At 35.4% G+C, this 8,385-nt stretch carries 8 protein-coding genes and 2 pseudogenes; 2 read left to right on the forward strand and 8 right to left on the reverse strand.

The features are described 5' to 3' along the window. Positions 1 to 23: 23 nt before the first annotated feature. From NC799_RS17765 to NC799_RS17785, 5 genes are all read right to left on the reverse strand, one after another. Positions 24 to 362, reverse strand: coding sequence for a PAS domain-containing protein (locus NC799_RS17765; RefSeq protein ID WP_272447783.1), 339 nt, complete (start codon positions 360 to 362; stop codon positions 24 to 26). A 672-nt stretch (positions 363 to 1,034) separates the two neighbouring features. After that, positions 1,035 to 2,384 carry a sensor histidine kinase gene (locus NC799_RS17770; RefSeq protein WP_272447784.1) on the reverse strand — a complete coding sequence of 450 codons (1,350 nt, stop codon included), beginning with the start codon at positions 2,382 to 2,384 and terminating at the stop codon, positions 1,035 to 1,037. Next, positions 2,381 to 3,070: a response regulator transcription factor gene (locus tag NC799_RS17775; protein WP_272447785.1), complete on the reverse strand. Its 690-nt coding sequence runs from the start codon at positions 3,068 to 3,070 to the stop codon at positions 2,381 to 2,383. The genes NC799_RS17770 and NC799_RS17775 overlap by 4 nt, the downstream gene beginning before the upstream one ends. A 104-nt stretch (positions 3,071 to 3,174) precedes the next feature. Further along, entirely contained in the window at positions 3,175 to 3,429 is a 255-nt protein-coding gene (locus tag NC799_RS17780) for an SHOCT domain-containing protein (protein WP_272447786.1), read from the reverse strand. 24 nt (positions 3,430 to 3,453) lie between these two features. Continuing rightward, a complete protein-coding gene (locus NC799_RS17785) occupies positions 3,454 to 4,011 on the reverse strand; it encodes a hypothetical protein (RefSeq protein ID WP_272447788.1) in 558 nt (185 codons plus the stop codon). 182 nt (positions 4,012 to 4,193) lie between these two features. Between NC799_RS17785 and NC799_RS17790 the strand changes: the two genes are divergently transcribed. After that, positions 4,194 to 4,580 carry a GerD family protein gene (locus NC799_RS17790; RefSeq protein ID WP_272447789.1) on the forward strand — a complete coding sequence of 129 codons (387 nt, stop codon included), beginning with the start codon at positions 4,194 to 4,196 and terminating at the stop codon, positions 4,578 to 4,580. A gap of 565 nt (positions 4,581 to 5,145) precedes the next feature. On the opposite strand, the gene NC799_RS17795 is transcribed toward NC799_RS17790, so the two are convergent. The 3 genes and pseudogenes from NC799_RS17795 to NC799_RS17805 form a co-directional block, all read right to left on the reverse strand. Continuing rightward, a complete protein-coding gene (locus tag NC799_RS17795) occupies positions 5,146 to 5,880 on the reverse strand; it encodes a Fic family protein (protein WP_272447790.1) in 735 nt (244 codons plus the stop codon). 241 nt (positions 5,881 to 6,121) lie between these two features. Beyond that, on the reverse strand, positions 6,122 to 6,727 hold the full coding sequence (locus tag NC799_RS17800) for a TOTE conflict system archaeo-eukaryotic primase domain-containing protein (RefSeq protein ID WP_272447791.1): 606 nt from the start codon (positions 6,725 to 6,727) through the stop codon (positions 6,122 to 6,124). Between the two features lie 542 nt (positions 6,728 to 7,269). Further along, positions 7,270 to 7,533, reverse strand: a pseudogene (locus NC799_RS17805) (type II toxin-antitoxin system RelE family toxin). A gap of 90 nt (positions 7,534 to 7,623) precedes the next feature. On the opposite strand from NC799_RS17805, the pseudogene NC799_RS17810 reads away from it, so the two are divergent. After that, positions 7,624 to 8,385: pseudogene (locus NC799_RS17810) on the forward strand (IS3 family transposase); the annotation flags it as partial.

Consider the following 8,385-nt stretch of genomic DNA (forward strand, 5'->3'; position numbering starts at 1 on the left):
AAGAGCCGACAGTTCAATGTCCATTATACCATGGCCATTGAACTGTCGGCTCTTTTTATTAAACGGATATGACAAGGTCGTTGACCAAAGCTGCCGCCGAACAGGACAATAGAGTTGGCCGCAAACACTACCGTCTTACCGTACCATGCTGCCTTGTACTTTAACATGGTCTTGAATTGATACCATGACACATCAGCGATTGATTGATTCATACATTCATCTGTTATACCTAGGATTTTTTTTGCAGAATGATTAATCATTGTAATCTTTTTATGATCATCTATTGCAATAATTCCTTCTCTTATCGATAATAGAATTGCGCTTCGTTCTCTATATAAAGCTGCAATTTGATGAGGCTCCAACCCAAGGGTATCTTTTCTTACATTTCTAGCTAATAAGATACTTCCAAATATACCAAATATTAAAATTATTAAAGAAACACTATCTATATTGAAAATTTTTTCTGAAACATATAGTACGAATATCCTCAACCAAAAATCCGACCGAAACAATTCCAATTATTTCTCCATCATTATTTCTTTAACCTGTTTAGATTCAAGGTAGGCATAATAACTCGTTAGAGCCAACGTTATACATAAAATAATTATTGTAATTAAAAGTAAGATTTTTGTTTAAAGAGATACTCGTTGCATAAAAAGGCACTATATGTTCAGTCTAGTTGTTTATTAATTTATCACATTTTAATTTGAATTCAACTAAATAAAGGAACTCAATTAAAAACTTGATTTCTGATTTTGGTAGTCTATATACTACTAAAAGAGGTTTGAAGGTACCTTCATATAAATATTAGGAAAGTTACATTCGGGAGTGGAAGAAATTGTATCAGCGGTACCCCTACTATTACCCTAAATACACAAAAAGAATGGAAATAAGTATGTACATGATGGAACATATGAGGATGACTTAATAAATCAAACAAAAGGTAGATATGATTGATGAGCGACTAAGCAATATGGAGAAAAAAATACTGCAGTAATAAATAACTACCGCAGCATTTTTCTTGTTCAATAGACCTACTCTTGAGGTAATATAACTTCGAACGTCGTTCCTTCTCCTTTCGAACTTTTCACTTTGATATCCCCACCATGTATTTCAACAAAACTTTTTGCAATAGATAGTCCGAGACCTGCCCCACTCTCATCACGTTTACGGGACTCGTCAACACGGTAAAATCGCTCAAAAATGAATGGTAGTTTCTCTTCATCTATACCTGGTCCTGTATCTTGAAAACAGAGAACAACCGTTTCATCTTCCTGCTTCACAGTAACTGTAACTATTCCATGTTTCGGTGTATAACGCAGAGAATTACCAATTAGATTAACAATCACCTGAGTCATACGATCTCGATCAATGTTGAGAAATACATTAGTAGAATTTTTCATAAAATAGAGCTTAATATTTTTTTCATCTGCAAACCATTGAAACTGAGAAAGAACGGATTCCAAAAAACTGTTTATTTCTGTTTGCTCTTTGTGAAGTGGCAATGTTTTAGATTCCGCAAGACTTAGCTGTTGCAAGTCATTGACCAGTCTTGAAAGGCGATATACTTCATCACTTACGCTTAAGATTACCTCTTCTGTTGCTTCTAATGCCCCAGCTTGGATTGACTCCAATTTTGCCCGAATAATGGCAAGTGGAGTTCTTAACTCATGTGCTACATCAGCTACGAGGGATTTACGAATATGCTCTGTTCGTTCTAATGTCTCTGTCATCTTGTTAAAAGCATCACCAAGCTTTCTGAATTCATCTTTTGAATTGATCGTAACGCGGAAATTTGTCTTACCCTTAGAAACCTGTTCAATCCCTGAGACAAGCTGAGTAAGAGGTTTTGTGATTCTTTTAGATAGAAAAAAGCCAATAATTAAAGAAAGCAGTACAGCAACAAGAAATCCCAAAAGAATGGTTATATTGACCGATTGTACAAATTGTTGTTCAAGGCGAGAAACAGAATCACTTTTAACTAAATATGCAATAAAGGTTCCTATGGTTTCACCTTGGATAATCAGTGGTTCTTCAACTGAGGAATACTTATCTTCCATGCTTTTAGTCGTTGTGTCTACTACTATTTCTCCTGAAGTATCTAAAATGGTAATTTCAAGCGTGCCTCCCATATGCCCCATCATATTTCCCATATCCATTCGATTTGAAAAGTCAAGAATTCGGTCTACACCTTCTAATGAGCCTGTAGAGACATAGTAAGATGACACTGCTTGCTTTATCATGTCAACTTTCATTTCGTCACTTTCTGAAAGATAATTTTCAAATGTCTTTTCTATACGAGATTGAAAAAACAGAGATTGAAACAGTCCCATGAAGATAATCACCATCGTTAACGAGATAATTAACTTGGTCCTAAGCTTCATGTTTCCACCTCAAAACGGTAACCTATCCCGTAGACAGTTTGAATCAAGGCTGTTGACCCAAGTTCTGATAGCTTTCTTCTTAGATTACTAACATGGGTATCAATCGAACGTTCATAATTAATAAATGCTTCTCCCATAGCAATATTCAGCAACTGTATCCTGCTATAAACACGACCAGGTTTTTCTGCAAGTGTTGTCAAAATTTTGAATTCGGTAGGGGTTAAACTAGCCTTTTTATCGTGAACATAAACCTCATATGTGGAAAGGTTAATTTTGATATCTGCTTGTTGTATCCACTCATCGTCTGTTTGAGCATCCATTGTTCTCCTTAATACCGCCTTCATTCTAGCGACAACTTCACGTAAACTAAACGGCTTTGTAATATAATCATCTGCACCCATTTCAAGTCCCAATAGTTTATCAACCTCATCAGTTTTAGCCGTTAGCATAATAATAGGGGTTTTATTTTTTGCCATTCGCAATTCGCGCAACGTCTCATATCCATCCTTTTCAGGCATCATGACATCAAGTAAAATGATATCGATATATTGACTTTCTTCCAGAAGACGTAACGCCTCATTACCATTACGTGCCTTCACTGTTTGATAACCTTCATTTTGTAAGAAGGTTGAAATTGAATTTCTTAACTCCTCTTGGTCATCTACAATCATCACTGTTTTTTTCATGAAAAGAGTTCCTCTCATATTCATTATTATATTAATTTTTAGTACGGTACGAAGTAAACAAAATTAAACCTTGATAAAAGTTTATCAAGGTTTATTCTCTATAATCAAATTTCATTTGTTTCTCTAAGCTCATTTAGTCGTTTTCTGTACTCCTCTGTATCGATTTCACCTCTAGAGTAGCGCTGTCTTAATAAGTTTACTGCATTGTCAATTTGGTTTGATTTACTGCCTGACGACAATTTTCGAATAGCTAATACAATTAACCAAATAACAAGACCCCAAAAAATCAACATAAAAATCCCACCAAACATCATCATCGGAAATCCACCTCCTAAACATTCTGCACCGTTATTCCACATATGCTAGCAACTCCTTTTCATCTGTTACTTGGATTCATCAAAAGACCCGGTACAAGCAAACATTTCTTTAGTATTGAGCATCATTCCGATGTTGTCACCCATGGAAACTAACATCTCTCGTTGCTGCTCTGTTATCACCGTTTCTTCTTTCTCCAATTGTTTGATTTCTTTTCGAACAACTTTCTCCAATTCTTTCGTCAATTTATCCACCTTTACCCCTTGCTCATCTGCAATCGTGTCAAGTGATTTTCCACTTTGAATTTCTTTTTGAAGTTGTTCTTCCGTCATACCAAGTGTCTTGGCAGCTTCACTAAAGATATTAGTCATTAAGTCATTCATATTAGACATGGAATTCATCATCCCATTCATATTTCCCATCATACCCATTCCATTCGAATTACCCATCATATTCATCATTCCGGATCCTTGATTCGTATCCATCATTTGGTTATCACCCATCATATTTAGAGACGCTTCAGTTGATCCAATAGTAGAACTGGCATAGGAAAGGACTGGTCCTCCAGTCATTGACCCGACAGCAAATGCTCCAACAAAACCTGCTATTATTAATAATTTTTTCACCTGTACTCACTCCTATTGAAATTTTAAGTGGAAAGCATACTTCCTTTCCCTTATTAACAATATAACCGACCAAATTTCAGAACTTATCAGGAAAATGTCAAGAACTTGTTAAGATTCATCATAAACCGGAAATAATGGGGAAATTTAATAAAAATACGTTTCTAAACAAGGGAGGAAGTCATATGAAAATAAAAAGAATACTTACTGTCATTTCTATGTTAATCTTACTCCTCCTTACCGGATGTGGGGGCATGAATGGGGGAAATACCGATAATATGATGAACTCTGGTGGCATAAGTCCTAACATGTTAACTGACATGATGGCAACACCGGAAATGCAAGATGTAATGGTCCGTGTAATGAGTTCTCCCGAAATGCAGGATCAAATGGTGGAAATGATGAAGCAGCAAGAAATGCAAAATACAATGATCGAGATTATGAACGAACCGGAAATGAAGAACACCATGGTTGAGGTTATGAAAAGCCCAGAGATGCAAGAAACAATGATTGAGATCATGCAAACCCCTGAAGTAAAGGAATTATTAAAAACTGTACTCAATGAGGGTTAAATACAAAATGAGGCTGACTTCAAAGCTATCCAGGACACAAACAAGGGCAAGGGGGGTGGGACGTTGCTATATCAGTACGACAGTATTCTGGATCTCTAAATGATAACAGCGGTTCAAAATTGTGTCATAAGTTGCTCGAAAATTGGCCGAAGTGGCATCATCAGATGTCTTTATTCATTTAGAATAAGCGAAAGTAGTAAATACTTTTAACCCTTTTACATCAGCAAAAGCAAGAGGCTTCTTAAAAGTTTAATCAACTAATGAAAAGCCTCTTTTATATAACTAATGTTAGCATTTTGCTAGCAAATAACTCAGAATTCCTTACATATCAAAGGCTTGATCGGTCATTACATATGCAGCACCTATGGTGAGAGTGGGTAATATCTAGAACTAGGTGGGCGTAAAGTCCGGTATATCAAGGTTTTGCTGAATTCTGTCTGTAACATCTATAACAGTAATTTATCGTCTTTTATTGGATTGCGTTAGCAGAACGTTAGCATCTCAAAAGATGAACGGGGATTCGATCTTAGAACTGACAACTCTATTATATATTTTCCTAAGCTTTTTAGTCTATTGCACTTAAATATAGGTTTAATGAATCTTCTACTTCGCCCGCGACTAACTTAATAAAGTCATCATGCTCTTTCTGTGTATGTGCTTTATCTAATGCTTCATAATAAGCTATTCGATTTTCCACTTTAATTACAATCGGTGGGAAACCCTCTTTCATGAGTTCTAAATTTAATAACAAACGTGATGTCCGACCATTTCCATCAATAAATGGATGAATTCCAACAAAAATAGCATGTAGCATAGCTCCACGAGCAACTGGATGCATTTTTTTCGTTTCTGCTTGTTCATACCATACCATCAGCTGCTCCATCTCCTCTTTTATGATGAGGAAGGGAGATGGGGGGATATGTTTAGCACCAGAAATAAAAACTTGCTGGTCCCGATATACACCTGCATATTCATCATCAATTCCTTTCAGTACAAGTCGATGTAGATTCTTAACTTGCCACTCCGACAAAGGTTCACCCTTTTGCACAATCTCCTCTACAAAGTGAATCGCATCCCGATGGTTAATAACCTCCAAGTGTTCACGTATCGTTTTACCACCAACAGTAATCCCTTCCAAAACTACCTTCGTTTCGTTGATCGTTAGCGTGTTTCCTTCAATTGCATTTGTATTATATGTCCATTCGAGTAATAACTTTTCACGTAAGCTTTTCACTGTATATTTAGGTAACGGTCGATTGGCATCTAGATGTTTTTTCTTCTGATTAATATGTTCGAACATTTGCTTCACCTTTCTCACTGAAACATATACTTAAATTGAGAGTATCAGCTTTGCTCTGAATATACCTTCTAAACCAATTTTAATCAAATATTTGATAAAAGGTTTTTCTAAGTTACAACAATCTATTTCCTCAGTTTCATTTATATCTGAAATCTGTTCACTTACTTTATTGAGTATTACCAAGGACAAACAGTAGAATCTTTTGTTAGATTGTTTATATCGCTTTATTTATTTCAAACTACTAGAATAATTGAATTTGTTGGCTTTTCTCTTTGTTTTCGCCATATAGACTATAACCAATATTTTTATATCCCTTTAACCGCTTTTCAAATATTTTCTGTAAAACGTCAATGTTCGAGTCTACATAATCAAACACTTTTACTTCTTCTTTATCACTATGATCCCGGTGAAGCCGTCCTGTATTATCTTCAAGTAACGGATATATTCCTACTGTTTTAATCCCACTTAAATGTTCGTAAATAGCTTGAGGAGTTAAGGTATGAAATAATTGATGAGAGCAATCCTGACATTTGATTTTAGGTTTCTGACAAAGCTCTTTATCCCACTTATTTTCACATGCTGGTGAATATCCTGATTTACCTGTAGTATTTGATTCCCACCTTTGAGCAAAAACATAAGTTTTCCCTCGAAAAAGGTTCATAAATAATAAAGTTGCAGCTTTTTCTTTAGGAGTCAAATCAGTCGCTGTTTTCTTTATATTAGATGTTCGACTATAAGATGTATTACGACCTTGTGCTTTATGGAGGTCCCTTTTTAATTGTATATTTTCTTTTTTTATTCTATCAATCTCTTTTAAAGCAGACCTGAGCTGTTCTTGAATATCCATAAAGCTACTCCATTCATTAGAATCTTTAACTCTATTTTAGCCAAGAATGCACTTATTTAACACAGGTTTGTAAAAAATCTTAATACCAGTTAAGGGTTCTCCCCTTACCACGACCAATTGATTCTAATACGTTAAAATCATTTTGCATCTTACTAAGCAATTCACGCGCTTGCTCCATACTCCCTTGCGCAACTTCCGCAGCTATTGAGGTGTCAATTTCTTCATGTCTTATTAAATATTGCAATATAAGTAGGTGATTAACATCAATGTGATTTTTTTCATGTGTTAAATGATTAATTAAGTTTTTGAAATCCTTGTTTAATGGAGAAGAGATAAAGGTTAGCTCAATGTTACTACCAACTTCTCAATGCTTCTCAAGTGCTTAAAAACACTGAGAAGTCTTTTTCCATTCACATTATGGTAGCAAAGTATATTATCATGGAGGAATAGATAGTACATCTTGCAATATTTTGTATTTTCATTTTGCAAAATATAAGAGTAAAAACTCCCTAGAATATTCTAGGAAGAATTACACGTTAGTACTATTCATAAATATCTCCACGGTTTCCAATTGCTTCGATATAGACTACTTGCTCTTGATGGTTAATATTAAAGATCACACGGTAACTCCCAATTCTTAACCTATACTAACCCCTATGCCCTTTAAGACTCTTAATATCCCCTTCAGGAGGAATGGATATGAGTCCCTTTAATCCAGTTATAATTCTATCTTGAGAGTTTTTATCTAGTTTAGCTATGAATTTAACTGCGGACTTATGGTAAATCAACTTGTAGTCCGAATTCACGCTTCGCATCCTGGATAGGTTACACTTAGTTGGACAGATTCGTTAAGGTCATATAAACTTGATTCAATGAATGTCGGGGGAGAATCAATGATGACCAAAAGAGAACGAAGATCATTTTCAAAAGAATTTAAAGAACAAATTGTTCAGTTACATGCTTCAGGTAAGCCAAGAGCTGAAATTATCAAAGAATACGAGCTGACGCCTTCTGCCTTTGATAAGTGGGTTCGCCAACATAGCACAACCGGATCATTTGAGGAGAAAGACAATAGAACGCCAGAGCAAGAAGAATTAATCAAACTTCGTAAAGAAAATAAAAAACTTTTGATGGAAAATGATATTTTAAAGCAAGCCGCGCTGATCATGGGACGAAAGTAGATGTGATCCGTAATAACAGTCACAAATACTCGGTATCAGCAATGTGTCACGTCCTACAAATACCAAAAAGCACGTATTATTATGAAGCGAAAAATCGTGAAAATCAGAATGAAGAACTAACAGAATTGATCGTTGACATTTTTAAAAACAGTCGAAATATTTACGGACAGAGAAAAATTAAAGAAGAACTGAAAAAACTTGGCTGGCAAGTCTCACGCCGTCGTATTGGGCGCATTATGACAGAACGAGGACTTGTATCAAAATACACAGTAGCTCAATTTAAACCAAGGAAAGCTACTGTGAATGAATCCGAAGTGGGCAATACGCTTAACCGGGAATTTGATCAAGATGAAGAACTAAAAGTGGTTGTGAGTGATTTAACCTATGTAAGAGTAAAGCAAAATTGGCATTATATTTGCGTATTAGTAGACTTATATAATCGTGAAATTATTGGCTACAGCGCTGGACCTAACAAAA

This window comes from Aquibacillus salsiterrae (assembly GCF_028416595.1).
In the GTDB taxonomy this organism is placed as follows: Bacteria; Bacillota; Bacilli; order Bacillales; family Amphibacillaceae; genus Aquibacillus_A; species Aquibacillus_A salsiterrae.

What these genes read in the sequence shown, in the direction of transcription:
- NC799_RS17770 (WP_272447784.1), bottom strand. Translation starts at nt 2,384, where the DNA reads ATGAAGCTTAGGACCAAGTTAATTATCTCGTTAACGATGGTGATTATC.
- NC799_RS17775 (WP_272447785.1), bottom strand. Translation starts at nt 3,070, where the DNA reads ATGAAAAAAACAGTGATGATTGTAGATGACCAAGAGGAGTTAAGAAAT.
- NC799_RS17780 (WP_272447786.1), bottom strand. Translation starts at nt 3,429, where the DNA reads ATGTGGAATAACGGTGCAGAATGTTTAGGAGGTGGATTTCCGATGATG.
- NC799_RS17790 (WP_272447789.1), top strand. Translation starts at nt 4,194, where the DNA reads ATGAAAATAAAAAGAATACTTACTGTCATTTCTATGTTAATCTTACTC.
- NC799_RS17795 (WP_272447790.1), bottom strand. Translation starts at nt 5,880, where the DNA reads ATGTTCGAACATATTAATCAGAAGAAAAAACATCTAGATGCCAATCGA.
- NC799_RS17800 (WP_272447791.1), bottom strand. Translation starts at nt 6,727, where the DNA reads ATGGATATTCAAGAACAGCTCAGGTCTGCTTTAAAAGAGATTGATAGA.